Annotated in this window: 25 protein-coding genes; 13 read left to right on the top strand and 12 right to left on the bottom strand. The window is 62.1% G+C overall.

The genetic code is table 11. The annotated features are described in order from the left end of the window. Positions 1–11 precede the first annotated feature (11 nt). Positions 12–314, bottom strand: coding sequence for a winged helix-turn-helix transcriptional regulator (locus ACX5I6_RS16060; RefSeq protein ID WP_461841120.1), 303 nt, complete (start codon positions 312–314; stop codon positions 12–14). A gap of 30 nt (positions 315–344) precedes the next feature. On the opposite strand from ACX5I6_RS16060, the gene ACX5I6_RS16055 reads away from it, so the two are divergent. After that, positions 345–500, top strand: a complete 156-nt coding sequence (locus tag ACX5I6_RS16055) for a hypothetical protein (RefSeq protein WP_461841119.1) — start codon at positions 345–347, stop codon at positions 498–500. A gap of 169 nt (positions 501–669) precedes the next feature. Here the strand turns inward: ACX5I6_RS16055 and ACX5I6_RS16050 are convergent, their stop codons facing one another. The 4 genes from ACX5I6_RS16050 to ACX5I6_RS16035 all read right to left on the bottom strand — a co-directional run bounded on the left by ACX5I6_RS16050 (position 670) and on the right by ACX5I6_RS16035 (position 6,248). Next, positions 670–981, bottom strand: coding sequence for a hypothetical protein (locus ACX5I6_RS16050; protein WP_223995168.1), 312 nt, complete (start codon positions 979–981; stop codon positions 670–672). A gap of 429 nt (positions 982–1,410) precedes the next feature. After that, positions 1,411–2,325 (bottom strand): acyltransferase family protein, encoded by a 915-nt coding sequence (locus tag ACX5I6_RS16045; RefSeq protein ID WP_461841118.1) that lies wholly within the window; start codon positions 2,323–2,325, stop codon positions 1,411–1,413. Then, positions 2,295–4,031 (bottom strand): non-ribosomal peptide synthetase, encoded by a 1,737-nt coding sequence (locus ACX5I6_RS16040; RefSeq protein ID WP_461841117.1) that lies wholly within the window; start codon positions 4,029–4,031, stop codon positions 2,295–2,297. Before ACX5I6_RS16040 ends, ACX5I6_RS16045 begins: the two co-directional genes overlap by 31 nt. Before the next feature lie 819 nt (positions 4,032–4,850). Continuing rightward, complete coding sequence (locus tag ACX5I6_RS16035) at positions 4,851–6,248, bottom strand: MFS transporter (RefSeq protein ID WP_223995170.1); 1,398 nt, start codon at positions 6,246–6,248, stop codon at positions 4,851–4,853. A 208-nt stretch (positions 6,249–6,456) separates the two neighbouring features. Between ACX5I6_RS16035 and ACX5I6_RS16030 the strand changes: the two genes are divergently transcribed. Then, positions 6,457–7,344 carry a helix-turn-helix transcriptional regulator gene (locus ACX5I6_RS16030; protein WP_461841116.1) on the top strand — a complete coding sequence of 296 codons (888 nt, stop codon included), beginning with the start codon at positions 6,457–6,459 and terminating at the stop codon, positions 7,342–7,344. A 329-nt stretch (positions 7,345–7,673) separates the two neighbouring features. After that, positions 7,674–7,958 (top strand): hypothetical protein, encoded by a 285-nt coding sequence (locus ACX5I6_RS16025; RefSeq protein WP_223994942.1) that lies wholly within the window; start codon positions 7,674–7,676, stop codon positions 7,956–7,958. Positions 7,959–8,428: 470 nt separating this feature from the next. Here ACX5I6_RS16025 and ACX5I6_RS16020 read toward each other — a convergent pair whose 3' ends face one another. Both ACX5I6_RS16020 and ACX5I6_RS16015 read right to left on the bottom strand, forming a co-directional pair. Further along, on the bottom strand, positions 8,429–9,109 hold the full coding sequence (locus tag ACX5I6_RS16020) for a haloacid dehalogenase type II (RefSeq protein WP_461841115.1): 681 nt from the start codon (positions 9,107–9,109) through the stop codon (positions 8,429–8,431). 369 nt (positions 9,110–9,478) lie between these two features. Further along, a complete protein-coding gene (locus ACX5I6_RS16015) occupies positions 9,479–11,143 on the bottom strand; it encodes a PAS domain-containing sensor histidine kinase (protein WP_461841114.1) in 1,665 nt (554 codons plus the stop codon). 963 nt (positions 11,144–12,106) lie between these two features. On the opposite strand from ACX5I6_RS16015, the gene ACX5I6_RS16010 reads away from it, so the two are divergent. The 4 genes from ACX5I6_RS16010 (at position 12,107) to ACX5I6_RS15995 (ending at position 15,562) form a co-directional block, all read left to right on the top strand. Next, positions 12,107–12,319, top strand: a complete 213-nt coding sequence (locus ACX5I6_RS16010; protein ID WP_223994948.1) for a hypothetical protein — start codon at positions 12,107–12,109, stop codon at positions 12,317–12,319. Positions 12,320–12,772: 453 nt separating this feature from the next. After that, positions 12,773–13,540, top strand: coding sequence for a hypothetical protein (locus tag ACX5I6_RS16005; RefSeq protein ID WP_461841113.1), 768 nt, complete (start codon positions 12,773–12,775; stop codon positions 13,538–13,540). A gap of 294 nt (positions 13,541–13,834) precedes the next feature. Further along, complete coding sequence (locus tag ACX5I6_RS16000; RefSeq protein WP_461841738.1) at positions 13,835–14,974, top strand: IS30 family transposase; 1,140 nt, start codon at positions 13,835–13,837, stop codon at positions 14,972–14,974. A gap of 96 nt (positions 14,975–15,070) precedes the next feature. After that, positions 15,071–15,562 carry a GNAT family N-acetyltransferase gene (locus ACX5I6_RS15995; protein ID WP_461841112.1) on the top strand — a complete coding sequence of 164 codons (492 nt, stop codon included), beginning with the start codon at positions 15,071–15,073 and terminating at the stop codon, positions 15,560–15,562. Between the two features lie 292 nt (positions 15,563–15,854). Here the strand turns inward: ACX5I6_RS15995 and ACX5I6_RS15990 are convergent, their stop codons facing one another. The 5 genes from ACX5I6_RS15990 to ACX5I6_RS15970 all read right to left on the bottom strand — a co-directional run bounded on the left by ACX5I6_RS15990 (position 15,855) and on the right by ACX5I6_RS15970 (position 20,743). Continuing rightward, a complete protein-coding gene (locus ACX5I6_RS15990) occupies positions 15,855–16,646 on the bottom strand; it encodes an SDR family oxidoreductase (protein WP_223994951.1) in 792 nt (263 codons plus the stop codon). A 156-nt stretch (positions 16,647–16,802) separates the two neighbouring features. Next, entirely contained in the window at positions 16,803–17,480 is a 678-nt protein-coding gene (locus ACX5I6_RS15985; RefSeq protein ID WP_461841737.1) for a sugar phosphate isomerase/epimerase family protein, read from the bottom strand. A 303-nt stretch (positions 17,481–17,783) separates the two neighbouring features. After that, positions 17,784–19,202, bottom strand: coding sequence for an MFS transporter (locus ACX5I6_RS15980; RefSeq protein ID WP_461841111.1), 1,419 nt, complete (start codon positions 19,200–19,202; stop codon positions 17,784–17,786). A gap of 348 nt (positions 19,203–19,550) precedes the next feature. Next, positions 19,551–20,099, bottom strand: coding sequence for a P-loop nucleotide/nucleoside kinase family protein (locus tag ACX5I6_RS15975; RefSeq protein WP_387453378.1), 549 nt, complete (start codon positions 20,097–20,099; stop codon positions 19,551–19,553). Then, a complete protein-coding gene (locus ACX5I6_RS15970; RefSeq protein ID WP_461841110.1) occupies positions 20,096–20,743 on the bottom strand; it encodes a bifunctional 4-hydroxy-2-oxoglutarate aldolase/2-dehydro-3-deoxy-phosphogluconate aldolase in 648 nt (215 codons plus the stop codon). The genes ACX5I6_RS15975 and ACX5I6_RS15970 overlap by 4 nt, the downstream gene beginning before the upstream one ends. 253 nt (positions 20,744–20,996) lie before the next feature. Between ACX5I6_RS15970 and ACX5I6_RS15965 the strand changes: the two genes are divergently transcribed. Genes ACX5I6_RS15965 through ACX5I6_RS15940 form a run of 6 tightly spaced genes read left to right on the top strand, consistent with a single transcriptional unit; the run spans position 20,997 to position 25,312 of the window. Continuing rightward, positions 20,997–21,782 (top strand): Gfo/Idh/MocA family protein, encoded by a 786-nt coding sequence (locus tag ACX5I6_RS15965; protein ID WP_461841736.1) that lies wholly within the window; start codon positions 20,997–20,999, stop codon positions 21,780–21,782. Continuing rightward, complete coding sequence (locus ACX5I6_RS15960; protein WP_461841762.1) at positions 21,737–21,865, top strand: hypothetical protein; 129 nt, start codon at positions 21,737–21,739, stop codon at positions 21,863–21,865. The genes ACX5I6_RS15965 and ACX5I6_RS15960 overlap by 46 nt, the downstream gene beginning before the upstream one ends. After that, positions 21,858–22,853, top strand: a complete 996-nt coding sequence (locus tag ACX5I6_RS15955; protein ID WP_461841109.1) for a LacI family DNA-binding transcriptional regulator — start codon at positions 21,858–21,860, stop codon at positions 22,851–22,853. The genes ACX5I6_RS15960 and ACX5I6_RS15955 overlap by 8 nt, the downstream gene beginning before the upstream one ends. Beyond that, a complete protein-coding gene (locus ACX5I6_RS15950) occupies positions 22,850–23,479 on the top strand; it encodes a VOC family protein (protein WP_223994962.1) in 630 nt (209 codons plus the stop codon). The genes ACX5I6_RS15955 and ACX5I6_RS15950 overlap by 4 nt, the downstream gene beginning before the upstream one ends. Continuing rightward, the gene (locus ACX5I6_RS15945) at positions 23,421–24,320 is read left to right on the top strand and encodes a sugar phosphate isomerase/epimerase family protein (protein ID WP_461841108.1); all 900 of its coding nucleotides are present in this window, start codon (positions 23,421–23,423) and stop codon (positions 24,318–24,320) included. The genes ACX5I6_RS15950 and ACX5I6_RS15945 overlap by 59 nt, the downstream gene beginning before the upstream one ends. Continuing rightward, complete coding sequence (locus tag ACX5I6_RS15940) at positions 24,320–25,312, top strand: Gfo/Idh/MocA family protein (protein ID WP_461841107.1); 993 nt, start codon at positions 24,320–24,322, stop codon at positions 25,310–25,312. The genes ACX5I6_RS15945 and ACX5I6_RS15940 overlap by 1 nt, the downstream gene beginning before the upstream one ends. The last annotated feature ends 56 nt before the right edge of the window (positions 25,313–25,368 follow it).

Genomic DNA, 25,368 nt, shown 5'->3' with positions numbered 1-25,368 from the left:
GTCGGGTTGGGTTAGCGGATCTGGTGGTCTGGGTTTTGGTGATCGTAGAGCTCGCGGGATGCGCCGATGGCGTCTTTGTGCTCCGCAGACCAATCCGCGAGTTGTTTGACAAGCATGGTGAGGCTGTTTCCGCGTTCAGTGAGTTCGTAGGTGACCTGGGCCGGCACGGTGGGGTAGACCGTGCGGGAAACCAGCCCGTCGCGTTCAAGACGCCTCACCGTGAGGGTCAGCATGCGCTGCGAAATTCCATCGATAGCCCGCTGGAGCTCTCGAAAACGTCTTACGCCGGAGGCCAGCTCCACGATGACCAGCACCGACCACTTGTCATTGCGATGATCAGCACAGTGAACAGCTGCCGGACGCTTGTCCTGACAGATGCAGGCAGCTCGGGCAACCCCTGGAACCGGGCCGTCGACCTGACGGTCACCGGCGCCGGCCGGGAAAGGACCGGGGATTGTTCACCCATCCACGGCCTCTTCATCGTCGTGACCGGGCACTGACAGTCGAGGCCTGACAGGCTGGAGCCCGTCCTGGCTAACGCTTTCCTACTCAGCACGCAACGTTGTCGAATTACCCAAGGACATCCTCCTGGACACCGTCACCTTCGGCGGGATTGAGACCTTTGACCTGCTCGCGGGCCAGAGTCGGCAAACGAACGTCACGCCGCGCCTAAGTATCGCTGTTGAGCTGACGGAGGGCGGCTTGGATGTCTTTCTGCATGGGCAGGCCGCCGACACCGCTGCCGCGGCTATAGAGCCGGCAGGTCAGGGCAGGAGGCGCATTGGAGGGAAACAGGTCACGGCCATCGGCGATGAAGGATGGCGAGCCGTGGAAACCCAGCGCCTGGGCCTGTTCCTCACGAAAAAGTTCGACTACCCGGACTTCTCCATCAATCCCTTCATCCGCCAGCGAGGCACGAAGCAGCGCAAGGGCCGGCGCACTATGTGGGCAATCCGCGATGATCCGTAGTTCAAACTCCATCACGTAATTTTCCTCCTTTTCTTCCCAGGAGCGAACCCGGCCGATCGGCGGCGGCGCGGTGGCTGATGCCGATCCTGCCGGTTTTGGCCTAATGGTCGGTTCCGTCCCATCCCGAGTACGGGTCCTCCTCTTCTTGGGTGTTGATCACACCAGAACGACCGGCTTCGGCCGCCCTGGTCATCGAGTTGGCAAGTAACTCTGCCTGCCCGCGCGGCGATGTGTGGCGCCGTAAAGGATCACAGCCGCGACGGCCCGGCCGACCTCAGCGAGGCCAAGGCAGAGCATCGTCGTACCCGATGTGCTGGCCTGACCGCCGAAAAATTCCTGATCGCCGTGTAACGCCGACATCAACCCCTCGCGGTGCCCTCGGAATCCTCGTGCGCCCCGCAACTGAGGGGCCATCGAATTTCATTCTTAGCAAACGGTGGTTTAGACGGGAGTTAGTTGGCGAGCGGACGCCGTGGGCTCCCGGCCTACTTTCGGTTTGCGGAGCATGCGCCGGCGATATGCATGGACCGTGATGTTGCATAGGCTCCGGTAGGCGATGCCTGCGGCGAGGGAGGCCGCTACGGCAAGGGTTGAACTGATGGGGTTCACGAGGGGGTAGATGAGCCAGTGGACGAGATAGATGTGCATGGAGGCGCTGGCCAGGAGGGCGGCTGGTTTGCTGAGGATGCGGGGCACGGGCAGGGTAGGCAGCCAGGTCAGGAGCAGGATCCCGGCGATCATGGTGAGTTCCCGGTTTTGATCGTCGAAGAACCCTGGGATGGTGAGGACCGCGAGCGTTGAGACGAGGATGCGTTGCGGGAGGTGGTGCGACCGCGCGAGTGCCCAGCCCAGTGTGAAAAGCCAAAGGGCGGGGAGGGTATGGGGGATGTCCGGGTTGATGACCTCGTAGCGGGTGAGAAGTCCCGTGCCGAAGAGTGCCAGCGGGTAAAGAAACGGGAACCGGCGTTCGGCCCGGTTGAGCCAGGGGATTGTGAGCAGAGCCGACATCGCTACGAGGATGTAGACGATGACCTCGATGAACCAGAAATGCCATTGTGTGGTGACCTGCTCGGGTCCGATCAGGGCGTTGAGCAGCAATACGTTGGCTACGGTGTACCGGTCCGTGAGGAGGTATGCAACGCCGATGAAGAGCATGCTTGGCACCGCGATGCGGGCCACTGCGGTGAGTTGGCGGCGTAGCCTGGGGAGTCCGTGACCGTTGAGCTGGAATCGGGCGAAGTTGAACCCTGACGCGGCGATCAGGACGTGCGCCATGCCTTGCCATTCGAAGAGGCCGATATGGGTGCTGATGATCAGGATGATGCCTATGGCCCGGAGAACGATGCTGGTATCCATGGCTGAGGTAACGGGTCTACGCTTCTGCCGGGAGGGGCGGGCGCCCTGTCCCGGGTTATTGGGTACAGGATTTTTGGCTTCCAGGTCGGAGACGGTCCTAAGGTGCCAGCCGGGGGAAGGTTGCCGAGGAGCCGTTCCAACCGGACCGACACCGCTACAAATGACAGGGAGTCGCCGCCGAGTGATACGAAGCTGTCCCCGCCCTTGATTTCTGTGAGCTCAAGCCCCTCTTGGAAGATGCGGCGGATGGTCTCGGTTTCTGCGCCGGGCGGGGCGCCCGGCGCGCGCTGTCCTTCGGGTTGTGCGGTGGTGGGATCGGTGTCGATGCCGTTGCGCCCGGCAAGGGCGGTGATGGCGCTGTAGTCGACTTTCCCGTTGCCCAGGCGCGGCAGTTCGTGGACTGGGCGGAGGTCGACGGCGGCTCGAGGCAGTCCGATGCCTTGGGCCAGAACTTTGGTCAGGAGCTGCATGTCGTGGGTGCCCTCGGCAAGAACGGTCAGGACATCATCGGTGCCTGCGGCTGCCGCTGTGACGCCGAGGCCGGTCAGGAGGCTTTCCACCTGGCCAAGGTCTACCCGGAGGCCGACGATTTTGAGGAACCTGCTGCGCCTCCCGACCACTTCGTAGAGTCCCTTGTCGTTTCTGCGCGCCAGATCACCGGTCCGCAGCTCGGTAACGGTACGGCCCTGGGCCAGATCGTGGGGTGCCTGCGCGTACCCAAGCATGACGTTCGGTCCGCTGTAGATCAGTTCCCCGTCTGCCAAGCCATCGACGGGGTCGATGCGGAAGGTGCCGCCGGGAACAGGTATGCCAATCGCTCCGGGGTTGTCGGCGGCGAGGTGCGGAGGAAGGTATCCCATCCGTGCCGTCGCTTCGGTCTGGCCATACATGATGAAGAGATCCCAGCACTTCTGCTTGCCGATCTCGGCGTAGGCACGGACTTTTTCGGGCGCAAGCCGGCCGCCGGCTTGGGTAATGTAGCGGAGGCTGGGCAGCTCCATTTCCGCGAAACCTACACGTTCGAGCAGTTCGAACGTATAGGGAACCGCGGCGAACGAAGTGGCCTGCGCATTCCGGAACAGGTCCCAGAAGCATGGGTCCACCACCGACAGGCCGGTCAGTACCAGGGTGCCGCCGCGGAGCAGATGGCTGTTGATGACCGAAAGTCCGTAACAGTACGACATCGGAAGCGTGGTGGCGGCGCGGTCGTCCGAGGTGAGGCCTAAATATGTGGCGATGGACTCGGCGTTGGCTTGCAGGTTGCCGTGGGAGAGCCTGACCAGCTTTGGTGAACCTGTGGAACCAGATGTGCTTAGCAGCAGGGCAAGGTCTGGATGAAGTTCGTGTCTGCTTTTCGGCCGTCGTTCGTCGAGGCTGAACCGGCCGTTGGCCGAGCGCAGCACAACGTCAGGATCATAGGCTTCGATCATGGAATCCAGCGCCGCTGGCTTGTCTTCGGGAAGAAGGATCAACGGATTTCCGGACGCAAGAGCGGCGAGATAGGCGACCAAAGATTCGACATCGTTCGATGCGGCCAGTGCAATGAGGCGACGCTCCGTGCCGAGAGCCTTGGCCAGGTCCGCGGTGCGCTCGGCCAGGCCCTGATAGGTCAAGGTGAGCCCGTCGGCGATGATGGCAGGCCTGGTTCCGTAGCTCGAAAGATCGGCAGCGAAAGGTACCCGCGCGAATTCAAGCTGCGTGGTCATCCGAGAAATTTTATTAGCTAAGGCTAGCCTAAGTAAAACCACTGCTTGGACAAACTCATACCCCACGGGCGCGGCGACGCCCCTCCGTACGGGATTGACAGAAAGCAGTGCTTGGCTTGGGCCGGAGCTAGTTGTGCAGGGCCACTGAGGGCGAGACCTTCACCAGTGCCCTGATGTGGTCCGGCACAGGCGCGGAGCAGCGCGCCTTCTCCACTAGCTGCAATCCTCGGAGAGCCTGCGGAATACTCGCCAAAAGCTTGGATTCGTCACGGGCCCAGGGTGTACCCCGCCGGAGGGTTGGCCCCGCAAATGTCTTTGTCGGAGGCCATAATTGCTGCGACGGGCTCTAGGGTTACCCTTACTGCTTTTGCCTAAACAGGAAGGGTAACGCGTCAAGCGTATATCGCTGCTGGTTTTCAGGTTCGGTTTTGAACGCGGAGATTTCTCAGCGTCGCGAGTGGCGAGGTGGCCGAAGGACGTGCTGTGAATCGTGCTCTCCTGAGAACAAGCCAGGGTCCCGCGCGTAATCGACATTTGCTCTCCTCAGGAGGCCTTGACGTCAGTTCGGGGTGTTGGGCAGCTGACGTCAGCTGGCGGGGATTAGAGGTGTGATTTTCAGCGGTGCATGGCGGCTTTTCGCGCGTATCTGCGATTGGTGTACCCACAAAACGATCCTTCACAGGATGCCGCGGCCGCCGGTGCAGCTGTCGTGTACGACTTGAGATTCGACGCCCAGAAATTGCGGGGGCACAGGTCATGGGGAGGGGCATGCCGCTCATCTTGGAGTGGCATGCCCCTGGGCTTTATGCAGGTGCTCGATTAGGGGGCTGGGGCTTGCTCAGTTGTTGTTGGGCGCAGGAAGAGGGCGACGGCCAGTGCTGTTGCCAGGCAGAGCGCGGCGTTGACCCAGACGGCCAGGGTTACTCCGGTGAGGACTGCCGGGGCGTCTGCTGATCCGATGGCCAGGAGCTGGGAGGTGAAGATGGCGCTCATGATTGGGATGCCCATGGTGATGCCGATTTGTTGGCTCATGGTTGCAAGGCCGGTGGCGAGGCCTGCTTCTTCTTCGGGCAGGCCTGTGGTGGCGGTGACCATGAACCCTACGATGACGACCAGGTTCGCGACGCCCCCGACGAACGTCGCGATCAGCAACAGGATGATCGCTGCGGGGTCGTTGCTGAGTAGAACGAGTGACGCTGTAGCGATGGCCTGGACGATGAACCCGTACACAATGGCGCGTTTGTTGCCAATCTTGCCGATGACCTTTGGTCCCAGGATTCCGCCGAGGACGGTGCCCAAACCCAGGACAGCGAAGGTGAGCCCCGCACCGAGCGGGGTGTAGCCGAGGACCCGCTGCAGGTACAGGGTGAGCAGGAAGACCAACGAGGTTTCGGTAACGAACGCCAGGATCCCGGCCACGTTGCCCCACGCTACGGTGGAGCGTTTCAGGATTGCCAGCGGCACAAGTGGAGCGGTTGCGCGTCGCTCGACGGCGACGAAAGCGACCAGCAGAATGACGGCTGCGGCGAAGGCTCCCACGGTGATGGGATCGGTCCAGGAGGCTTCGGCCGCGTGGGTGAGTCCGAAGACGAGGGCGAGCAGGCCCAGGGTGACCGTGATGGCTCCGGGAACATCCAGCCGGGTCTTTTCTGTGGGGCGGCTTTCGGCTAGAACGATTGGAGCGAGGACCAGCACGGCGGCCGCGACGGGGACGTTGATCAGGAACGCCCACCGCCAGCTGATCAGATCGGTGAGCAGCCCGCCAAGGATGGCCCCGGTGGTGAACCCTGCGGCCATGAGGGCTCCGTTCAGGCCCAGCGCTTTTTCCCGGACCTTTCCTTCCGGGAAGGATGAGAGCAGCAGTGACAGAGCTGCCGGTACGACGATGGCGGTGGCTACACCTTGGGCGACGCGGGCGATGATCAACAGGAGCGGTTCGGTGGCGATGCCGCCGAGGAGGGAGCCGGCGCCGAGCAGGGCCATGCCGATGATGAACATTCGTCGTCGGCCGGCCAGGTCAGCGACCCGGCCGAAGAGCAGTGTCAGCCCGGCCGCGCAGAGGGCGAAGGACGTGGCGATCCACTGCAGGTGTTCGAGGTTGAATTCGACGTCCGCACCAATGGTGGGCAGGGCGACGTTCAGGATGGAGAAGTCCACGGCCAGGGTGAAGCTGGCGGTGAGCAGGACGATCAGGCTGACCCGTTGCCTGCCGCTCATGCCCGGTTCGGGCCGGGCCTGGGCCGCTGTTTGGGGGCGGTCCATGTCATTCGATGTCGTCACGGGTATTCCTTCAAGGGTGATGAGGTCTGAAAAGAGAAGTTGTCGGATTCAGCTTGCGTGGATCGGGGAACGTCAGCCACACCACGTTGTGGGTAGCACTGGCAGGGACAGGACAACCACGTGACCGTCCGGGCAGACTGGGGGGATGAGCAATGGAAGTGAGCTGGGGGAATTCCTGCGAGTCCGGCGTGCAGCGCTGCAGCCCGAGGACGTCGGGCTCCGGAATTATGGTGTCCGCCGGGTCCCCGGGCTGCGCCGTGAAGAGCTGGCGATGCTTGCCGGGGTCAGCAACACCTACTACACCCGCCTCGAGCAGGGTCTAGGCACCAATGCTTCCGAGGCGGTGATAGAGGCGATCGCCCGGGCACTGAACCTGAACAGGGACGAAAGACTGCACCTGTTCAACCTGGCCAGGCCGGTCACCAAGCGCAAGCGCCGCGCTGCTTCACGGCCTGATCGTGCCCGTACAGGGACGGTGCGGCTGATCGACTCCATGGCGAGCACGCCCGCCGTCGTCCTGGGCCGGCGAAGTGAGGTGCTGGCTTGGAACAGTCTTGGGCACAGGCTGGTCGCCGGGCACCTGGCCTTTGATAGCCCTACCGACCCGGTGGAGCGGCCCAACATGACGAAGATGTTGTTCATGGATGAGCACACCCGGGCCCTTTACGTGAACTGGGCGGAAGAAGCCGCCCGGGCAGTGTCCTCACTCCGGCTGCTTGCAGGAGCCGCGTCCAACGACCAGGAGCTGACAGCCCTGGTTGGGGAACTGACAATGAAAAGCCCGGAATTCGCGAAGCTCTGGGCCAAGCACCCCGTGCAGAACTGCATGGCCGGAAAGAAAATGATGCATCACCCTGAGGTCGGCACCCTGGAGCTGAACTTCGAGGTCCTGGCCCAACCCGACGACTCCGGGCACCGGATCCTGATGTACACCGCGGACGCAGGCAGCCCCGCAGCCGCCGCCCTCCTCTTACTAGCCACCACACCTGACCCAGCGACACCGACCATTAAAACACGGCATCTTTTCCCGTAAACCGATCGGCTAACGCGGTAGCCGCGGATTTTTCGAGCGACCGGGCTGCGGGGCCCTGCAAGTACATCTTTTTGAACTAGAGTTCGCTGCATGATCGTTTGGCTGAACGGCGCCCATGGAGCGGGAAAGACGACTACGAGTGCGCTAGTGGCGGGCATGCTGCCTAGGTCCCGCGTCCTCGATGCCGAAAAGGTCGGCGAGGTGCTCATGGACATTAGGCCGGGACTTCCTGGAACCGACAACTTCCAGCACTGGGCCCTTGGCGGACCCTCGTTGTTGAAACCGCGCGGCGCGTGCTTGAGTTCACCGGAGGCACACTCGTAATGCCAATGACTGTTCTAGTCGAGAGCTACTGGCAGGAAATCAGCGACGGTCTTTCAGAGCACGGCATACCTATCCGGCATTTCGTGCTCCATGCCGATCAAGCCACGCTGCGTGACCGCATACAGAACGACACAGTTCTCGGCCCCTCGACGTTCCGTTTTTCGTATTTGGAACCATACGCCGTCGCAGCCCGCTCCTGGTTGCACAACCAAGCCGAAGTCATCGACACCACCGACCTCACGCCGGACCAGGCTGCGCAACAGGTCGCGGACTCTGTGCTTCGTCGCTGAGATTGCTGAACGCCGAGCCCGGGGTCCGCCGGGGAATCCTTGACGGACTCGCTGCCAGACGGAGTCCAATGCGCTTGCTGAGAGGAACGGGTCTATGGGATCGGTATTCGTGAGTCGAGCAGTCGGAACGGCCACCCTGGCCGATGCGCCGAGCGCGGCTGAAGGCAACTCGCCGTCATTGATCCGGACGCAATTCGAAAGCTGAGGCCGACGCAGGCTTCGGATCGGTTCAACCATGAACTCGAACAGTTTAAGCTCAAATGCCTCGCGGCACCTGCCGGGCAGCGGTGCAAATTGAATCATCGTTGCGAGGCAATCCGGGTGCGCGTCCAGTGGCTCCATGCCGAAACAGCCACCTGACCGATACCGACGGCCTATGGATCTTCGACCCACCGTCGATTGCGGCAAGACCTGGTCCTGGCACTAGATTCTGTGCCCGGGCCCAGCCTTCCTTCCGCCGGAACGCTCCCTCAGTAGGCTGCGGCCAAGGCCGGTGCCAGCCCGGTCAGAGAAGACACCGTGAATTCGGGAGCCGCAAAATAGGCCGGGTAGCTGTCTCCGGTTCTGTTCAGCCACGCGGTTCGGAGCCCGGCCCGGGAGGCGCCGTGGATGTCCCAGGGATGCACGGCCACGAGCAGCATACTGCCTGGATCGGAGCCGGTACTGGCGGCTGCGTAGTCGTAGGAGCTGCGCACCGGCTTCCACGCGGACGCGTTTTCGACCGACAGGACCGCCTCAAATTCATCCCTGATCCCGGCATGACTAAACACTTCCTCGGCGATCTGGGCTGAGCCGTTGCTGAGCGTCACGAGCCGGAACCCTGCGCCCTTGAGAGCTCTGATCCCCGCTGGGACGTCCGGATGCACATCCAGGTCTTTCATACCGCCCATGACGTGCTCGACAACTTCGTCGAGGGGCCGGTCGAGTCTCACATCGCTAAGCAGTCGCCGGAGAACGTCGGCGCCGATGGTGGAAAACGAGCCGTTGTCTCCACTGACGGCCAGCGCGAACCCGTCCCGCAGCAAGGTCGCGAACCAGGGCTTCGCCATGTCGGCGGGTGCCCCGACCTCGCGGAAGCGATCACTCATAGGGGACATGTCGGACAACGTTTCGTTCACGTCAAAGACTATGACGGAGATGGCGGACGTCATGGTTTCTCCTTGCATCTGCGGTGAATCAGCGGTCCTGCTCTGCAGGGCACTATTCTTCCGGCACCGCGTGGAAGTTCCAGCCATCGAACCGGGTGTCCACAGCTAGGAGCGAACCGTCACCGGATGTGGATCTCGGCAGCAGCGTGCCCTCACGCGGCTCCTGTACAGATAATTCCTGGAAAGGGCGTCCTTCGCGTTGGCTACCGCGTCAGTCACGCTGCGGCCGCCCACCGTGAATCGGCTGGCGCCCTGTTCCGCCACGCATTCAGACAGCAAGGTACAACAAAGATCGGCAAGCGCACGCCAACTGTGGGACGTGCCTATACGCACGCCTGCGAACTTCTGGCCCGGACCGGCCGGGGCGTGGGCTTAGGTGGTGGTGGCCATTGTTGGGGTGTCGTGGTCGGCGGCTGGGATTGTCAGGGTTGCGGTCGTGCCCTTTCCGGGATTGCTGGAGAGGGTGATGTGGCCGCGGTGGTTTTCGACGATGGATTTGGTGATTGCCAGTCCCAGACCGGCGCCGGGAATGGTCGAGGAATGTGCGTTCGCGGCGCGGAAGAAGCGGATGAAGGCCTGGTCGATTTCTTCCTCGTTCATGCCGACACCGGTGTCGGTTACTTCGCAGCGGAGCTCGTGCCCTGTGGCATCGACAGTGACGGTGACCCTGCCACCGCGGGGCGTGTATTTGATGGCGTTGGAGATCAGGTTGTCGATGGCCTGGCGGAGCCGTTCGGGGTCGAAGTAGCCCGTGGCGGTTCCATGGGCGAGTAGGTCCAGGGTGACGTCGTCGGACTTCGCTTTAGGCTCGGCGGCCTCGACGCTTTGACGGACAACTTCGACCAGGTCCGCGTGACGGGGCTCTATGGTCAGGGCTCCGGCAGCAACGGTGAGAAGGTCTCCGACCAGGTGCAGGAGCCGCTGGGCGTTCCGTTTTGCGACGGTCAGGTACATCTCGATGTCGGGGTCAAGATCCTTTTCGTCCAGGGCCAGGTCCATGTAGCCCAGGATCGAGGTCAGTGGGGTCCTCAGTTCGTGGGAGACGCTGGCGACGAACTGGTCTTTGGCCGAGAGCGCGTCGACCAGCGCTGTGACGTCGGTGAACGCCATGACCGCTCCCCGGTGTTCGCCACGGGAGTCACGGATCAGCCGGCACGTTGCGGAGTAGGCCCGCTGGCTGGTTCCGTTGTCTGCCCAGATCAGTTCGTCGGTGAAGGACTCTCCTCGTGCCGCCCGGAACCCGGGGCGTCGCTCCGGCGGAAGCGGTTGCTTCCGGTCGGGACCATAGACGAGGAAGCCCGGTGGTTCATCGGATAGCTGCCTGCCGGTGACGGTGCCGCCGAAATGGCTGCTGAATTGGTGATTGGCAAGTACCGCCTGCCCGTTGGCGTCGACGGCGCACACTCCTACACTCACGGTGTCCATGACGCTGCTCAGCAGCCGCTCACGGTCCTCGCTGGCGACCAGGAGGTCCCTGACCTTGCAGCCCTGGGCTTCCAGCCGTTGCCGCTGCAGCGTGAGGGCGTTGGCGATCGCGTAGGACGTCAGTGCGATCGCTCCGAGGATGACTGGCAGCAGGACGATCCGGATGAAGTCCGGGCCGTCGAAGCCCGTGCCCAGGATGACCGGGGGCAGCACGGCGCTGAGGATGGTGGCGACGACGGCGTAAAGGACGCCGCTGCGGCGCCGGTCCGCTGCCAGCCATACGACGGGAAAGACCAGGAGGAAACCCAAAACGGTGAGGTACTGGTCGGCGGCCTCGCGGGAGATCCCAACGACTATGCAGTCCAGGAAAGGGATGACGAGCACGGCCCGTTCGGGCAATCGACCCCACGGCACCAGGGCGCATGCAGCGAGTAAGAGCACGTGTGCTCCCAGGCTGCGGATGAATGGGCCGGCCACGTCGAGTTGGGGGTGCAGGACCATCGTCAGGAGCACAACCATCAACATGGTCACAGAAAGCGGCAGCTGGAACAGCACCGCCCGGCCCCTGGGCCCCAACGTCCGGTAGTACGCATTTAACGGCTCAAAAAGCATGGTCTCCCCTTGTCCCTGCTCCGAACGCCTTTCACCAAGAACCTACCCCAGAAACCCGCAACCACCACCGCAAAGGTTCCTTGAAACGACATATGGCTGGTGGAGCACGAGACAGCAGACGGTTAGCCGGTGAGTCGGACATTGGCTGCGGCCCGGAGGTGAAGTATCGGGTTGGGCATGGCGGCCCTTGGGACGGGTGAAGACTCGGGCGATCACCACGTAATCCGGTAGGTAATCCACCGGGCCCGGCTACTGGTGACGGGGCGTGTGCCATACCGCATACGTCGACCCCGGGCGGCGTGTTCGCGGCTTGCGGGGCGTCCACCAGCGGACGCCGCTTTGTGTTGATCCGTGTCATATAGTTGCGACTGGCTCGGCGTCTCTTCGTCGACGAAGGAGTCACGTGCCCTGACGGTTTGGGGGATCGGGTGTACCTGGATTGCATCGTACAACATGTGCGATGCCGTGGATCGAGAGTTTGTTCCGGTGCGGGGCCGGGAGAGTTGGCCTGGCGGCGGATCGGTCCGACGTCCGTCGGTTCCGATGGACCCGCCCGCCGCCGGCCAACTCTCCCGTATTGATGGCCTCACCACCCCAGCGGTGTGGCCTCGATCCCGAGGTTAGCGCCTGTGTCTCAATGGAGGCGCAGGCCAACCGCGGGATTTGCTCAAGAAACAGTGAACCGGTGGGCTGCCACCAACCGGACTGATCCTGCCCGTGGGGGTTGTCCTGTGGCGTCGTCAGAGAATCGTTGGGTAGCGGGGTCCGCAAATTGGGTAGCTATGTGAGCCATTGGGGTATCGCGTTCACTGAGCGCACTGGTGGTCGCCGAGTAGATTTAGTCCTGTCGCGGTCCGACTACCGCGACGGACCCAAAGCGTGGGGCTGAATGTGGGCCATTTTTTTACGCCGCCCGCTTTTAGGGCTGGCCAACATATATAGACGTTTCGACAGGAGGCAGCCATGTCTGCACGCCGCGCCTCAGCGGTTGCCGCGCTCTTCCCGGCGCTCTTCCTCACGGCAGGGGCTGCGACAGCCTCTTCCGATACCGACGATAATTCTCTGACCACGTACGTCGACTGCCCGCTCGAACGGATCGGGACCCAGCTCGTGCGGTGCGACAACCTCACAGGTGCGGGGGTGCAGGCACCGGCCTCGATTCCCGAACAGAACTAGCCCCGGTACTGCGCTGGCGCGTTCGGAGGCGTGACCGGCGCGATGAGGTCTCCTTCACCTGGCGCGCGAAAGCATCGAGAAACTTGAAAAACGCGCGCTGAATTGATGAAAATTTGGGCGGCGCGATCTGGGAAACGGGGGCAACGATGCCTCTTTTCCCATTTGGCGGCGACGATGCGGCCGCAGGATCCCGAGGAAGAAAGGCCAGGCCAGAGCCCTTCCGGGGCGGTGAGAGGGTCTCTCCGCCCCTCTCACCGGCAGCCATAAAACGGCATTGGATCGGCCCTGCGTCTTCCTCCGGCAATTGGCCCGAAAAGTCTTGGGCCGGAAACTGCTGCTCCTTGACCGCGTCAACCCGGGGGATCACGCTGGTTGCCTGTTCGTGGTGAGCTCTTGATCGGAAGGCCGACGATGTCCTTGACTAGTTGTGCACCCCACGTCTCGCGTCTCCGATTGCTGTTGGCCGCATCGGCAGCCGCCGTGCTGATGCTCGTTGGTGCTCAAGCGCAGGCAGCCACGACCGCTGGTCCCGGTAACGACGTGTCTTGGCCGCAGTGCGGCCAAACGCTGCCCAAGTCCCAGACTTTCGCCATCGTAGGTGTCAACAATGGTCTGGCGAACAACACCAACCCGTGCTTGGCCGCCGAGCTGTCATGGGCGCGCACTTCGAAGGGCGGGACGGGCCAGCCCTTGGTCGCCTTGTGTGTAAACACCGCCAACCCGGGGGCGGCCGGATCTTGGTGGCCCAGCAGCAACACCTACGGCGGGACGACCGTGCCGAACCCGTACGGGCAGTGCACCAGCGGATCGGTCGGGGCAGCATGCTCCTACATGTACGGGTACGCCAAGGCTTATGACGATGCGAACATCCGTGGGGTTAGCAACCCGGCTTCGTACACCTGGTGGCTGGATGTAGAAACAGGGAACAGCTGGTCGACGGATAGGGTGGCGAACAGGGCTGATCTGGAGGGCATGTCGGCCTACTTCGCGAGCATCGGCGCCGGAGTCGGCCTGTACTCCACGAGCGCCCAGTGGACGCAGATCGTTGGCACCGTGCCTGCCACGAGCAACCTGTTCACCCTGCGCAACTGGCTTCCTGGTGCCAGCTCGTCGGCCGCGGCCAAACGCAGGTGCTCCGACGCCCCCCTCACCGGCGGAGGAAAAGTCGCCCTCACCCAATACACCTCGGGCAGCTTCGACTACGACATTTCCTGCATTTGAAGACAGGCTGGTGGTCAGTCGGCAACCAGCATTCCCCCGCGGGATCCACCCTGGCCTAACGCGGGCGGGGCGATTGTTAGTGTGGCCTGGTGACAACCCTTTCATTTCGTTGGACTACCGTGTCAGCGCTGGTCGAAAAGTGAGCCATTTCGCGGGCTTGGCGTCTAGTGGTCGTTGCAACACCTGAGCTTTTAGGAGTTGCAATTGGCAGAGATGAAGAGAGCAAGAAAGTCCCGGGGCGCACCTCCAAATAACGCCGCTCGGGCTCACTATGATCAGCTGATGAAACAGGGAATGGGCAATTCTGAGGCCTGCCGGATTGTGGGAATCAGCCGTAGCTCGGGGACGCGATGGCGGCATGGCCACTCGGTTGTTCTGAAGTCCGGAGACATCAAGAAGGTTGCGCCCATCTCGCATCAGAGGCCGGCGGTTATCTCCGCCCGGTTTCTCTCGGAATTGGAACGGATCACGATCGCGGACCTCCTCCATGCAGGGCGGAGCGTTCGCGCTATCGCAACAGAGCTCGGGCGCAGTCCATCGACAGTGAGCCGGGAAATCCGCCGGAACATTCACGAGCCCTCCGGTAACTACCGTCCTCGCACGGCCCAGCGCAGTGCCGAGCGTCGACGGAGCCGCCAGCGGACGGGGAAGATCGCGTCTAACCCAGTGCTGCAGCAGTTCGTGCGGGAACACCTGAAACAGCGTTGGAGTCCCCGTCAGATCAGCAACCGCTTGCGCGCCGTTTTCCCTGGACAACCGGAAATGCACGTTGTCCCGGAGACCGTCTATCAAGCCCTGTACGGGCGCGGAAGCCTCGATTTGGCCGTGGATGCAGCAGTAGCCCTGCGCACCGGACGGACCGGTCGCCGGCCGCGTCGTCGGAAGGAACACCGAACCAGGCGCTTCCCGGACATGGTCATGATTCGAGACCGGCCGGCAGATGCGATCGGCAGATTAGTACCCGGGCATTGGGAAGGGGACTTAATTATTGGAAAGGGAGGCCGCTCTGCCATCGGCACGCTGGTCGAACGGACCACGCGCTTCATCGTCCTCGTGCACCTGGCCGGTAACCGTGGAGCTGAGAATCTGCGCGATCGACTGGCCGAAGCGATGGGACCGCTACCGGCCCATCTACGCCGATCTCTGACCTGGGATCAGGGCACTGAGATGGCCTGCCACCAGGATTTCACACGGCAAACACTCATCCCTGTCTACTTCTGCGACCCAGCCAGCCCCTGGCAACGCGGATCCAACGAGAACACCAACGGCCTGCTCCGCCAGTACTTTCCGAAGGGAACAGATCTCAGCGTCCACACCCGCGAACACCTGGCCATGGTCGCCGCCGAACTCAATCAGCGACCACGTGAAATCCTCGGATGGCAAAGCCCTTTGGAACACCTCACTAGACTGGTCTCACCGTCGACAGAACCATAAATCGTTGCAACGACCGCTGAACTCCGCCGCCGTCACAATGGCTCAGTTTTCGACCGTCACCGACATACCGAACTCTCCGCGCGTGACTACGCCGATATGGCCGTTCTATTCGATAGTGAATATGAGGACGACTGGGGGCCCTGGAATCCGAAGCGAGGCTACGGTTACGCGCGAGGTGAGCTGCATTGCTTCGCACGTGTCGGTGGAAAACTCGTTGGATACGCTGCCTCAGCACGCCGCTTTGTAGGTGTAGGCAATGATGAGGTTCTCGTCGCAGGCCTGGGTGGTGTCCTGACAGCGGCCGAGGCTCGTGGCCAAGGGGTCGGGCGCGAGGTTCTTTTTGGGCTGCAAGAAGCTATGCGTGGGTTGGCTCCTGCCGATTTCGGTCTGCTCGGATGCCGTGAAGAGGTCGTGCCCTTCTATCAGTCGTGCCGCTTCACGCTTATTGAATGTCGCATTCGAGATGTTTCGCCACGCGATGCCATGAGCGTGATTGAGAGTGCCGGTCCGACCTTGATCTGCGGGGGGACCAAGCCGGTCGAGGCTTGGCCCGACGGAATTGTTGATCTGCGAGGCTTGCCTTGGTAAGCCGTGTGCCAACGACATTGCCGGGCAGTCAGAGTCCTAGTTGATGGTGTTCAAAGGGGCGGTGAGATACTCCGGCAACTGCTGACGCGACACGCCCCGGGGGCTCACTCGGAACCCGCACCCAGCGAATTGTCAGACGCGCTCCAGGATCATCACCTCGCTGGACGGCCCCCGTGGCGCTCACGAGAGTGCGCGGCCGTCGGGCGGATTGGGTGAGGTGACCGCAGCATTGGTCTTCCCCGGTGCGGCGGCGCTTACGACCACTTCTCGAGGTGACGATTCAGATCGGGCGTCAGGATTTGGAGCTGGGTCGACCAGGAATATGGCTAAGAATCGACCTGGAGAAGCCACCGTCGACACAGATGTCTTGGCTGGTGACATAACCGGATAGCGGACTCACAAGGAATTCGATCACGTTGGCGATGTCCATGGGATCGCCAATTCGCCCCAGCGGGATGATATTTTCCCTTGCCTTTTTGATTTGCGGATCAGCGTACATTTTTTCGGTCATCCGCGTGTGAGTCATGCCGGGGGATACCACATTTACTCGGATCCCGTCCGGTGCCCATTCCAACGCGAATGTTTGGGCCAGCATCGTCAATGCAGCCTTGCTCGGGCTGTAGGCCCCGGATCCGGCATGGGGTAGCTGGCCAGACATGGAAGAGGTAAAGCAAGCGGCGCCCTGGCTCTGCTTCAGGTGCGGGTAGCTTGCTTTGGCCAGGAGCCACGGGCCGCGGAGGTTTACGGAGAACATGTTGTCCCAATCCTCAAGGGATACGTCGCAGAGCGCTGCAGGGTTGGCGATTCCGGCGTTTGCTACCAACGCGTCCAGGCCGCCGAATTCAGCTACAGCAGCCTCTACGAGTTGACGTGGCACGTCAGCGTCGCTGAGATCGCCCCCCAGTGCGATGGCGGTACCACCCATGGACTGGATTGAACGAACGACTTCCTCTTGGCTGCTGTTCGATTCGTGTCCAGCCACGGCAATCATCGGCTGCACACCCCGAGCAAGGGCCGCCTCTGCGATTCTCACGCACGTAGCCGCACCTATGCCGCTGCTTCCGCCACTTACCAAAGCTCTCATTGCATACATTCCTTCTACTTGAGGGTTCACATGAATTCGTTTGACTGAAAGAGGGATCTCGGCCTGTACAGCCGGCTGACTTTCCCATAGAAGTGGCAGTGGAATGTCACTATGGATAGACAACATTGACTGGCTGGCCGCAACTTTGGCCTTGGGCTAGGACCCCAGATCCCAGCCTTGATTTTTGAGATCCTGCACGGCCTTATTGAATTCCTGCACGGGGTTTTCTTCGCGAATGATCTCAAGGACGACGTTATTGACGCCGCAGGTTTCTCTTACGGCTTTGCCCAACCCCTTCCAGTCGATCACTCCGGTGCCGATTGGATCGTGACCCCAGGTCTCGGTGCCGGTATCGGAAATGTGCACGAGTCCGATCGATGAATGGTGCGAGAGCAAGCTGTCGACGGGGTCTTCTCCGATGTAGGCGGCGTTGGCGACGTCGTACACAATCTTCACTGCATCGTCGTTGATATTGCTGACAACGCCTGCCAGGTCCTGGATGGTAGGCGTGAAGCAATAGGGCGTATTTTCGAAGAGCAGTCGTGTGCCAGCCTGTCTGGCCAGCGGAATGAGGTTCTCCATACTCTCGTACATCCACCCGTAGGTGTTTTCGAGTGAAGGTGAGATCATGGGGCGTCTTGTGCCGGGGGATATCACGACGTCGGGGACATTCCAGGCCGCAGCGAGGTCAATCACCGATTTGATGTGCTCGATGCTTTTGCGTCGCATGTTGGCGCCCGGGCTGGCCAAGTTGATGTCATAGCCACCGGCGTTCAGTGACCTTACCGTTGCGCCGTAGTCATCAAGTCTCGCGCGAGTGGCCGAACGCTCCAGGGCGGTAATTTCATCCGGCCAGCAATGGGGGAGCTGATCGGAACTTCAAAAGTTCTGTAGCCGTTGTCGGTCAATTCGGCGATGGCATCAATTGCCGTAGCTGACCATAGGTAGGAGAACGTGTTGATGATCATGTGGTTCACGTAAAGGAATCCTCTCTGTTTTTCGCCTGTGGACAACGCGCCGTGAATGTCGAACCCTGCAAAGGGCTCTAAAGCGCGAGCCGGGCGGCTCGACGAGGCTCGGGCGGAAACGCCCCATGTCGCCTGGTCGAGCCGCCATTGCGGCGTGGTACCGGCCTGCTTACCTGGAACGCTTAGCCTCGTGCGTGGCATGAGAAGGAGCCACCAGCAGGTGCTCGCCTTCAAGTACCTCAGCGTCAGCCAGCGCCACGGTGGCACGGCCGGTACGGCTGCCGGTCTCCGGAAGGGTGAAGTAGACGACGAGGCACAGGGCGACGACGACAATCATGTACACCGCGACCAGCATGGGCTGTCCGGCGCCAACGAACGCAGCGGCGATCAGTGGCGCTGTTCCGCCAAAGACGGCGATGACGATCTGGTGTGCAAACCCAATTCCGGATACACGCACTGAAGCCGGAAACAGCTCGGCCTGAATGGTCGGGTAGACAGCCTGCCAGATACCGAGAACCACCCATCCCGAGGCCGATACCAGAACGTAGACACCGAACCCCGGCTGGTTCAGCAGGAGCAGGAGAGGGTAGAAGAGAACGATCATGCCGATGGCACCGACGATCGGGAAGATCTTGCGCCGGCCGAGCCGATCGGACAGCGCGCCGCAGATCGGCACAATAACAACGAGCAAGGCCAGCCCAATGACGTTCCCGGTCAGCGTGGAAGCCAGGTCCCTGCCGGTAGTCAGCTTGGCGTAGGTGGGAAGGAAAGTGGCCCAGGTGTAATAGGCTACGGCCGGAGCAGACAGTGCTGCCGCTTGCAACAGCGCCTTGGGATGTTCCCGAAGCAGGTCCATCAGACGGGCCGCTGCGGACTTCTGATCGACGAGGGCAGTTGCCTCAAACTCGGGAGTCTCTTCAGCCCGGGACCGCAAGATCAGGCCAACGACGCCGAGGATACCGCCCGCAATGAACGGGATGCGCCAACCCCAGGCGGCCAGGTCCGCTGGGGCAAAAGCTGACGTCACCATTGCCGCGGCGCCGGTCGCTGCGAGAGTCGCAAGGCCGCTCGCCGTGTTGGAAAATGAACCGAACAGGCCCCTCCGGTTCGCCGGGGCGTGTTCGACCATGAAGGCAATAGCGCTCTGCGCCTCACTGCCGGCCGAGATGCCCTGGAGGACGCGTGCCACCAGGAAAAGAATCGGTGCGGCATAGCCGATGGTCGCAAATGAGGGTGTGAGGCCGATGATCAGCGCGCCGACCGCCATTCCGGAGATGGACAGAGTCAGGATGCGACGGCGACCGAAACGGTCCGCCAGCGGAGAAACGATGACTCCACTGAGCGGTCGCACAACAAACCCCACGGCATAGGTGAGCAATGCTGCGACCAGCGAGGCGAACGGGGAATCGCCGGGGAATATCTGGGACGAAAACACCGCCGCAAGCAGCCCGTAGATGTACCAGTCGTACCACTCCACGAAGTGGCCAATCGTTCCCGCCACCATATTCACATTGCGGCGAGGACGCTTGGACACTTCGGGAAACTCCGAAGGGTCCGGCCTGCCAACGGCTTCTTTTGAGGTCTTCATTGAACTCTCCATATTTTCACATTTGCTGCGGAGGGGTAATGGGATAAGTGGCGCATGATGCTCGCCCGGCCCTTGCCTTACTGCGGCTCTCCAGCTCGCGACCCGATCATGAGATCGGTTGCTGAGATCGGTTGCAATAACCTTACGAGTGATGAAAGTCGCTTGTCAACGTCTTGCGGAAGGGGTCGTCCGGAAGCTGGGCCCGCCGTCGGCATCCGGCAGGCGGCCACGCTGCCTGTGCTATGGAGGCAGGCCTCCCGCCTCAGCCGGACAAGAAGTAGGGCAGCAGGCCTGAGGAGGGCCGCTCAGAGGGTCCGTGAAGGCAAGCGGTGCGGTCAGGTCTGAAAGTCACGCATCTGCCGGGAGCGGTGTTTCGTTGTTGAAGTCCAGGTACTCCACCCCGGACCACGCGCATTCGAGGCTTCCGTAGATGGACCAGTACTCGTCCCAGTGCGAGAGTTTCCATTGGTCTCGTTCCAGGCCGCGGCGGGTAAGCCGTTCCCGCAGAAGATTCTGGGGAACCCTGACCCGCACGACTGTGGTCTGCGAAGGTGGCCAGTGAAATTTCTCTGCCGCGCCGGTCAGGAAGTCGGGTACCTGGAAGTAGGCGCCGAAAGGGGCGTCGATCACTACCGACCGGCCGAGGCGCAGGTTCGCTCCAGCCACGTCCATAAGTGTGTCGTATTCGAGGGGGAGCAGGTGGTCGCGATAGTAGTCGTTGGATTCCCGGTCGGTGGGGTCGTGTCCGGTCACTTTCAGGGCGAACTCGACAAACCGTCCGCATATCCTGTCCTTGTCCAGGTAAGTGGCATCGTTGTCTTTTGCCGTTTTTTGGGCCACTGTCGTTTTTCCTGAGCCGGCCGGGCCAATGACGATGAAGACGCTGGGGACGGTCATCGGCGGGCCTCTGCCACCGCTGACAGGAATTCCTTGGCGGTTTTGGTGACGCGGGTGAAGTCGCCGTCCGGCTGCCATGCTTTTGTCACATAGCTGCCGACGCCGACACCTGCGACGCCAGCGGCAAACCATTCGCCTACGTTCTCAAGGGTCACGCCGCCTGCCGGCATGATCGGCAGGTGCGCGAGCGGTGCGAGGACGGATTTGACGTAGGGGATGCCTCCGGCTTCGGTGGGGAAGAGCTTGAGGATGTCAGCGCCGGCTTCGGCGGAGTTGACGAGTTCGGTCGGCGTGTAAGCCCCGCTGACGGTTGGTATCTGGTACCGGTTCGCGGTACGGATCATCGCGGGGTTCAGTTGAGGGCTGACCAGGAACTCGGCGCCGGCGCGGATGCATTCGTAGGCTGAGTGCTCGTCCAGTACCGTACCGGCGCCGATCGCTACTCCATTGGGTCCGTGCTTGGCGGCGAGCCGGCGGATGACATCCACGGCTCCGGGGATCGAGAGGGTGATTTCAAGGGCTCGGAAGCCTCCGATGATGGCGGCTTCTGCCACGCGTTCTGCTACCTCAGCGTTCTGGAGGCGGACGATCAGGACGGCGCCGGATTCGTCGATGGTCTGCAGGGTCCGAAGTTTCTTGTACATGTTTGCCTTTTCTGCGCCCCGACGAGTTGATGTAATTGCCCGGGCAAGTTGAAGTGTCGTTGACAAACTTTCCCACCATCCATACTGTTATTGCAACCGATCTCAGCAACCGATCTCATACAAGGGGGTATTGCGGTTGACTCACGTACGCACAATCATTCTGGGCGCTTCCCACTGGCACGTTCCGCTCTGCGCGCCGGCCATTGCCGAGGAACACGAGGTCATCGGAGTCGGTGACGACGACGTATCCCGCATGCAGGTGCAGGACCTGGCGAAAGGATGGGGGGCGCCGCTTGAGGCCGACTGGCGGAAGCTCGTTGATCTCCCTGGCGTCGGACTCGCATATGTCTTCGGCCCGCATGACGGGATGGCCGAAAAGTGTCTTGCCCTGATCAAGCGTGGTATTCCGTTCGTTGTTGAGAAGCCGTTGGGCACGTCCCTTGACGAGCTTTCCGCAGTGCGTAAAGCCGCCGAGGCAGCTGGCGTGCCTGCCACTGTCCCGTTGGTCCAGCGCGGTGGACCTACAGAGCAATGGCTTGCCAAGGCAGGCAGGCCGACTTACCAGCGAACATCGTTCATTGCCGGCCCGCCAGCCCGGTATCGCGACAATGCCAATCCCTGGATGCTCGATCCGGCTAAGGCTGGCGGGGGTTGCCTGGCCAATCTGGGCCCACATTTTGTCGATCTGTTCCTTAGGGGCACGGGTGAGACCATAGCGCGTGTGGACTCCCGGCTCTCATCGGCTCTTCACCACCAGGGCGTTGAGGATCATGCAAGTCTCATCCTCACGACACCGGAAGGACGCGAAGCCGTTGTGGAGGTTGGCTACGCCTTCCCTGGCTCCCCGCTAAGCGCTACTGCAGCTTTACCTCCGTCGGTGAGGCGGGATTCGCCTCCGTTGATTCGGACGGCACAGCGACGTTCACTGCACTGGACGGCACCACGGAGGTCGACAAGATCAATGTGGACAGCGACCCGCTTTACGATCCGTTCGTGCGGAGCGTCGCCCGGACGCTGGATGATGGATTCCGGGGCCTGACGACCCTGGCCCAGCTCGAAAACGTCATGCGCCCCATTTGGCGGGCCTATGACAACCAGCGCGGAGGAAAAGAACATGTCTGACTTGAGTATCGACGTCGTGGCAAAAGCTGCTGGTGTCCATAGGTCTACGGTCTCCCGGGCGTTCTCACGCCCTGAAGCGGTGAAGAGTGAGACACGCGAGCACATCCTTCGAGTCGCCGAGGGACTCGGCTACACGATGAGTCCACTCGCCCAGGCGCTTCGCCGGAAAACCAGCACGTTCATCCCGCTGATCGTCCCCGACATCACCAACCCGTTTTTCGCCGAACTTGCCAAGACGATGACACAGGCGGCGGACGAGCGCGGCTACCAGCTGCTGCTCTGCGTCACCAACGGGGACCCGGCCAAAACCGATGGCTACTTCACCGCCATGCAGGCCATGTACGCCCCCTTCGGAATTGTTGCCCCGTCCACGAAAGTCGACACCGAGGCCATGAAACGCTTCGACTTCGGACGCAAGGTCGTGGTGATCGACCGGGTTGAAGGGGACGACGCCGTCCCCACGGTCACCGTCGACAGTCGCCGCGGAATCATGCTGGCCTTGGATCACCTTCATTCATTGGGCCACAGGTCGATCGGTTATGTCTCCGGTATCGCCGGAACGCACACCGCCCAAGACCGGATGGACGCTTATTTGGAGCTGTCCGCCGAGAGCGGGAGCGCACCTGTCGTGCTGGACAGCGGGTCGGATCTGGATGCGGGCACGCGCGGGGCAGAACATTACCTCGAGATGGACAATCCTCCAACGGCAATCATCGCGGCCAATGACATGGTGGCGTTCGCGGTCATCTCGGCGCTCGGCCAACGTGGCGTACGGGTACCGGAGGACGTGTCGGTCATCGGCTTCGACGGCCTCGCTCTCGGTGCCCGGTTCAACCCTCCACTGACGACGGTCCGACAGCCGATCGCCGACATGGGACACCTTGCCATTGAACTGGCTGAGAAGCAGAACCTTGACGGCTCCGTGGACCACATCGTCCTCGAACCTGAGCTCCTGGTGCGTGGCTCCACCACGGGACCACGCAAATGACCCGGGGACAGGACTCAACGCTCCGGCGCCTGCCAGGGCTCCGCCACACGGACCACGTCGGCCTGACGGTTCCGAACCTTGAGGACGGCATCCGGTTTTTCGTCGACGTTCTCGGAGCCGAGGAGCTCTACCGTTCCGAACGCGGGCCCGACGAAGAATTCATGCCCACAAACTTCGAGGTCCCGGCAGATGCGAAGCTCACGCTCGCCATGCTGCGCCTGCCGCCGAATCTCAACATCGAGCTTTTCGAATGGAGCAGCGCTGAGCGGCGCGATACCCCGCCGCGGCACTGCGACGCCGGCGGGCACCACCTGTGCTTCGTCGTGGACGACGTTGATGAAGCAATCGCGGTGCTGCAGGAAACCCCGGGCGTACGCGTGCTCGGAGAGCGCAAGGAAGTCGCGGGCGACAGCCCCCGCGTGGCCGGCAACCGCTGGACCTACTTCATCACCCCCTGGGGACTGCTGATGGAAATCGTGGATCGATCCCGCGTCGCAGCCCCGCCCCGGCTGGTCGGCCCTGCGGACTGGACGGCAGCCCACAACACTTCTGAAAGGACAAAGAATAATGCGGCTAGCGGGTCACACACTCGGCACCCCGGACCACACGGTTCCCCAAGCACTTAAACTCTTTCGAGCCGCCGGGCTCGACGCCGCCGAAGTCATCTACCAGGATGACTACAGCTCCGGATTGCCGTTAGGCGACCGGCGCGCCGCCATGGAGGCGCTGCAGGCAGCCAATGGCGAAGGCCTGCCCATCGTCGGTCTCACACCATACACAACCGCCATCAACTCACTGGACGATGCGGAATGGCGTCAAGCAATCAATGAATTCCGCGGCGCGATTGAGACCGCGCACCTGCTCGGCGCTGACCGGGTCCGCGTCTATGCCGGTTCCTGGCACCCCGGGGACAACGACCACGCGACACATTGGGGGAAACTGCGCCAGGCATTGGAAACGCTCGCACCTGAAGCGGACCAGGCAGGGGTCCGCCTTTGCGTGGAAAACCACTTTGGCACCATGACCCAGACCGCCGCGGACACCGCCGCACTGGTCCGCGAAATCGCCCACCCGGCCGTCCGCGTTCTCTATGACCAGGCAAACCTGACATTCACGCACGATGAATCGTTCGAACAGGCCTTTGCTGTTCAAGGGGACCTGATCGGCCACGTGCACGTGAAGGACCTCATCTTCACGAACCCCAACGCGGCTTTCCGCGCCACGGAAACAGCCCGGGTCAACGCCTCCGAGCGGTCCGTCCGGTCCCGGGTCGTGGGAAGCGGCGTCGTTCCGTGGCCCCAAATCCTGGCCGCGTTGCTGCAGCATGGCTACGACGACGTACTGAGCATCGAGCTTGAATACCGTTGGCACCCGCAGGACCTGCCTGCACCCGAGGACGGGTTCAGGGAATCCGCCGCCGTTCTGCGCGCAATGCTTTCTGACCTGGCCGAAGTGAGGAACTCCTAATGAACACCAACCGTCTCCGCGTCGGAGTTGTCGGCGCAGGCAACATCGCCACCATCGCCCAGTTGCCCACCCTCGTGCAACGTGCCGACGTCGAATTGGCCGCCCTGGTGTCCCGGCGTGAGGACCCCAGCCACCTGGTCCGGCGCTGGGGCTTCAACGCAGCCTACAAAACGGTGGAGGACATGCTGGATTCGCAGGAGCTGGATGCAGTCTTCGTGCTGACGCCACGCTCCGAACACGCCCATGCCGTCCAGCTATGCCTCAGCCAGGACGTTGACGTGTTCTGCGAAAAACCGTTGGCTCCGGCAACAGATGAAGCAGAACGCCTGGCAGATCTGGCCGACGAGCGGGGACGAGTGCTGATGGTCGACTTCAACCGCCGCTACGCCCCCGTCTACACTGCCGGTCGTGAAGTTTTTGGTAACAAAGGTGCCACCTTCTGCGTCGCCCAGAAAAACAGGCCTGGATCGGAATACCGTGCGACATTCGAGAATGCCATCCACATGGTCGATCTGCTCCGCTGGTACTGCGGCGGCGAACCGGAGCACGTGGCCGCCCACGCCGCCGGTGACGACCCCTGGGAAGAAGACGGCGTCGCAGCGATGATCCGGTTCAGCACCGGCAACACCGGGGTCCTGATGGCAGCCCGCACAGCGGGAGCGTGGAACGAAAAGCTTGACGCCTACGGTGGCGGCAACACCGTTGAAGTCAGGGCACCTGAAACAGTCTCAACCACCGTCAAGGGAGTCACCACGTCACGCGAACTCAGCGCCGAGGCGTATGGCTGGGCCACCGCGACAGACACTCTCGGATTTTCCGCTGCCGTCCACCACTTCCTGGACCGGGTCGCCGACAGGCAACAGCCACTGACCTCTGGCCGTGAAGCCGTCCACACCCAGCGCCTGCTCGACCAGATCCTCGCCGCATCCGGGCTGCCGACAGAGGAACAAGCCGGTCGGGAATGGGCCAGCCACGCAGTGAACGGAAACTGAACAACTAAGCTCGCCCAATTCCTCGGTTTAGGTCTTGCAGCCATAGGTCAAGAAAC

It is taken from the genome of Arthrobacter sp. MMS24-T111 (assembly GCF_054888995.1).
Note: the sequence above shows the minus strand (reverse complement) of the source record. Positions and strands in the feature narration are given on the sequence as shown.

What these genes read in the sequence shown, in the direction of transcription:
- ACX5I6_RS16050 (WP_223995168.1), bottom strand. Translation starts at nt 981, where the DNA reads ATGGAGTTTGAACTACGGATCATCGCGGATTGCCCACATAGTGCGCCG.
- ACX5I6_RS16045 (WP_461841118.1), bottom strand. Translation starts at nt 2,325, where the DNA reads ATGGATACCAGCATCGTTCTCCGGGCCATAGGCATCATCCTGATCATC.
- ACX5I6_RS16040 (WP_461841117.1), bottom strand. Translation starts at nt 4,031, where the DNA reads ATGACCACGCAGCTTGAATTCGCGCGGGTACCTTTCGCTGCCGATCTT.
- ACX5I6_RS16035 (WP_223995170.1), bottom strand. Translation starts at nt 6,248, where the DNA reads ATGAGCGGCAGGCAACGGGTCAGCCTGATCGTCCTGCTCACCGCCAGC.
- ACX5I6_RS16030 (WP_461841116.1), top strand. Translation starts at nt 6,457, where the DNA reads ATGAGCAATGGAAGTGAGCTGGGGGAATTCCTGCGAGTCCGGCGTGCA.
- ACX5I6_RS16025 (WP_223994942.1), top strand. Translation starts at nt 7,674, where the DNA reads ATGACTGTTCTAGTCGAGAGCTACTGGCAGGAAATCAGCGACGGTCTT.
- ACX5I6_RS16020 (WP_461841115.1), bottom strand. Translation starts at nt 9,109, where the DNA reads ATGACGTCCGCCATCTCCGTCATAGTCTTTGACGTGAACGAAACGTTG.
- ACX5I6_RS16015 (WP_461841114.1), bottom strand. Translation starts at nt 11,143, where the DNA reads ATGCTTTTTGAGCCGTTAAATGCGTACTACCGGACGTTGGGGCCCAGG.
- ACX5I6_RS16010 (WP_223994948.1), top strand. Translation starts at nt 12,107, where the DNA reads ATGTCTGCACGCCGCGCCTCAGCGGTTGCCGCGCTCTTCCCGGCGCTC.
- ACX5I6_RS16000 (WP_461841738.1), top strand. Translation starts at nt 13,835, where the DNA reads ATGGGCAATTCTGAGGCCTGCCGGATTGTGGGAATCAGCCGTAGCTCG.
- ACX5I6_RS15995 (WP_461841112.1), top strand. Translation starts at nt 15,071, where the DNA reads ATGGCCGTTCTATTCGATAGTGAATATGAGGACGACTGGGGGCCCTGG.
- ACX5I6_RS15990 (WP_223994951.1), bottom strand. Translation starts at nt 16,646, where the DNA reads ATGAGAGCTTTGGTAAGTGGCGGAAGCAGCGGCATAGGTGCGGCTACG.
- ACX5I6_RS15980 (WP_461841111.1), bottom strand. Translation starts at nt 19,202, where the DNA reads ATGAAGACCTCAAAAGAAGCCGTTGGCAGGCCGGACCCTTCGGAGTTT.
- ACX5I6_RS15975 (WP_387453378.1), bottom strand. Translation starts at nt 20,099, where the DNA reads ATGACCGTCCCCAGCGTCTTCATCGTCATTGGCCCGGCCGGCTCAGGA.
- ACX5I6_RS15970 (WP_461841110.1), bottom strand. Translation starts at nt 20,743, where the DNA reads ATGTACAAGAAACTTCGGACCCTGCAGACCATCGACGAATCCGGCGCC.
- ACX5I6_RS15965 (WP_461841736.1), top strand. Translation starts at nt 20,997, where the DNA reads ATGCAGGTGCAGGACCTGGCGAAAGGATGGGGGGCGCCGCTTGAGGCC.
- ACX5I6_RS15955 (WP_461841109.1), top strand. Translation starts at nt 21,858, where the DNA reads ATGTCTGACTTGAGTATCGACGTCGTGGCAAAAGCTGCTGGTGTCCAT.
- ACX5I6_RS15950 (WP_223994962.1), top strand. Translation starts at nt 22,850, where the DNA reads ATGACCCGGGGACAGGACTCAACGCTCCGGCGCCTGCCAGGGCTCCGC.
- ACX5I6_RS15945 (WP_461841108.1), top strand. Translation starts at nt 23,421, where the DNA reads ATGCGGCTAGCGGGTCACACACTCGGCACCCCGGACCACACGGTTCCC.
- ACX5I6_RS15940 (WP_461841107.1), top strand. Translation starts at nt 24,320, where the DNA reads ATGAACACCAACCGTCTCCGCGTCGGAGTTGTCGGCGCAGGCAACATC.